Here is a 2,950-nt window from a genome sequence, read left to right on the forward strand (position 1 = left end):
TGCACATCTTCGACCTGCTCGGACGCCGAGTCGCTACGGTACTCGACGGTATTGAGACGGCGGGGGATCACACGGTGCAGTTCGATGCCAGAGGACTCGCGAGCGGCATCTACCTGTATCGGATCTCGGCGGGGTCTTTCGTCGAGACGAGAAGGATGGTGGTCGTCCGGTGACGGTCCGGCGAGTACGATTCTGGGGATGACCTCCCCAATCGTCGTTCTCCTGCTCTAGATCAGATTCCAGCGAACAAAGAACTCGCCCAGCAGCACCCCGCTCGCGAGGAATACGACTCCAAAGGCCAACCCGATCTTATTGATGCGTGCGCGGTTCACAGCGTAGAACCACAGTGCCCCGAACGCGCCAAAGGCGACGATTACGAACCATGGAAGGATGCCCCATGGCGCCAGCTCCGAGGGGACGCCGAATACGAGTTCGGGACGCGCCTTCAGCAGGGGTATGAAGTAGAAGATGACGCACACGAGCACCACAGCGGACGTCAGGAATCCCGCGATGTGATGCCACCCGCGAGACACGCTCGATCGCCGTCCGTCCGCCTTCAGTCGTCGACGCAAGGCGCCGAACAGCGCGACGAACGGCAAGACCAGGTAACTGATCGCAACAAGCACCACGATCCCGAAGTACTCGTTCACATACCTATTGCTGTTCCAGAACCCGTTCCTCTCCCACGCGACTGGCACGTAACCTCCCGCAAAGCGTTCGTTGAAGAAAGCGTGCTTGATGTCTCCACGCTCATCCTTTTCGAAGACCAGGTATCGGTTCGCATCCTGGACGTTCTGGAACACGAGTCCATCGACCGGCCGATAACGATTCATGCCGCCGTCGTGCCACAGGCTCAGGCTGCCGTCCGCCGCAGCGTAGATATCATGGATCTCCATTCTGAGGAGCTTTTCGATACTCCTCCGGTCGTAACGGTTGCTCCTGTACTCACCTTCGTATAGAGAGACGTCGATCGCGAACGACGATGCGAGACTCGACGGCTCAACGGAACGGCCGCCCAGTGCTGCCGTGACAAACCGATCGATCGCATCATCAGCGCCGACGTTCACGGCGACGAAAAGACCGAAACCCTGTTCGGGAATCACGGCCATGTATGACGCGAATCCCGGAATACTTCCACCCTTGCCAAACCCGCGCACATCACCCCATCTGCTCTCTTCGAGGCCGTAGGAGTTGCCCATAAGGTATTCATGCTGGGTATGTCGGATTTCCGTCATCATCCGCACTGATTCGGATGAGAGTACGGGGTCGCCCTCGTTCAGAAGTGCTTGCAGGATGCGGGCCATATCGCGTGTACTTGCCGCAAAGCTTCCTGCCGGTGTCACCGGTCGGTGGACTTGCGGAGCAGGACGGAAATCGTCCCCGTCAACCAGATAGCCCATTGCCTTTGGCCCCCGTACCCGAGGACTGTATCCGGAGTGAGTGACGCTCAGAGGAAGCAGTATTTCCTGCGAGACATAGTCCGCGAACGGTTCATCAGCAACCGTCTCAACGAGATAGCCGGCCAGCCCGTAGCCGTAATTCGAGTAGCTGACATATCGGCCCGGTGGTGCGAAGGGTGTAGGGAAATGCGCGGCGAGATGCTCATCCAGTGGCTGCATTGAAGCTGCCTCTCTCGTCGCGTAGCCGATGGCGCGGTCGTTCAGACCCGCGCTGTGAGTCAGCAGATGATGCAGCGTTACGGGCGACGCGGCCGCCGATTCAATCTTCCAGCCTGGAAGAATAGAGTTGACATCGGCATGCAGATCGAGGCGACCTTGTTCCACTTGCTGAAGTACGGCGATGGCCGTTAGCACCTTGCCGATCGATCCGACCTCGAAAAGGGTCGAGTCGGTGACCGCATCCTCAGATTCCAGATTCGCGATACCGAACAGTGCTTCGAAGACGATACTGTCGCGGCCGACGACAATCACAGTGGCTCCGGGGACCTGACCGTTGGCTACAGCCTGACCCAGCACGGAATCGGCGAGTGCCGGCCAGTCAAGACCGGCAAGCGAACCGATGTTGTCTCCATCTTCACTCGCTTGTTGTGCACGTCCAGTGTTAACCGAACTCGCGAGGAGGACGAGGAACAAGAGCGCGTGTCGTTTCAAGAACATAATACCGGTAAAGAATTGCGCCGATGGGTGACGAGTCGTCCAAAGATGTGAATCTGTCCCTACGAGAACGCGCCCCGTCAAGTTACCTAACGGCTGTAGGATATCTGAAAACGAAGGCGCGTACCTTCTGCTACCCTCTCACCAGTAAAAGGACTTGATCCCATGCGTCGTCCTGGACTCCTGTTCGCATTCGTCGTCGTACTATTTCCAGGGCTGAGTAGTGCCCAGTCGATCATGGACACCGAAGACTCCGTCCAGGCGATCATCGACTCCATCTCTGCTGACAGGATCGAGTCGGACATCCGCACGCTCGTTGGATTCGGCACGCGGAACACGCTCTCCGACACGCTCTCTGACACCCGCGGAATCGGTGCCGCCCGCCGATGGATCAAGGCGGAGTTCGATCGGATTTCCGACGCGTGCGAAGGTTGTCTGAACGTCTTCTACCAGCGCTCGCTGGTAACAGCGGACGGCAACAGCCGCATTCCCGAGGACACCTGGGTCGTCAACGTCGTCGCCGTGCAGCGCGGTGCCATCCACCCGGACCGATACGTCATTATGACGGGCGACATCGACTCGCGTGCATCGAACTCCACCGACTTCGAGACAGACGCCCCCGGCGCCAACGACAACGCGTCCGGTATGGCCGGCACCATCGAGGCCGCTCGCGCGCTCTCGCACTACCAGTTCGACAAGACGGTGGTCTATGCAGGGCTTTCGGGCGAGGAGCAGGGTCTTTTCGGCGGCAAGTACATGGCCGCGCAGGCGACGACCGACGGCTGGATCATTGAAGCCGTTCTCAACAACGACATGATCGGAAACATCGCCGGCAT

3 protein-coding genes are annotated in these 2,950 nt (G+C 59.0%); 2 read left to right on the forward strand and 1 reads right to left on the reverse strand.

Translation table 11 applies throughout. The annotated features are described in order from the left end of the window. Positions 1-173 (forward strand): T9SS type A sorting domain-containing protein (locus HKN37_14885; GenBank protein ID NNE47934.1); only part of this gene is annotated, 173 nt, incomplete at its 5' end. Positions 174-227: 54 nt separating this feature from the next. Here the strand turns inward: HKN37_14885 and HKN37_14890 are convergent. Then, positions 228-2,117 (reverse strand): beta-lactamase family protein, encoded by a 1,890-nt coding sequence (locus tag HKN37_14890; protein ID NNE47935.1) that lies wholly within the window; start codon positions 2,115-2,117, stop codon positions 228-230. A gap of 162 nt (positions 2,118-2,279) precedes the next feature. Here HKN37_14890 and HKN37_14895 point away from each other — a divergent pair. Next, positions 2,280-2,950, forward strand: a 671-nt coding sequence (locus HKN37_14895; protein NNE47936.1) for a M28 family peptidase, incomplete at its 3' end; no start/stop codon positions are given.

Source organism: Rhodothermales bacterium (assembly GCA_013002345.1).
Classification (GTDB): domain Bacteria; phylum Bacteroidota; class Rhodothermia; order Rhodothermales; family JABDKH01; genus JABDKH01.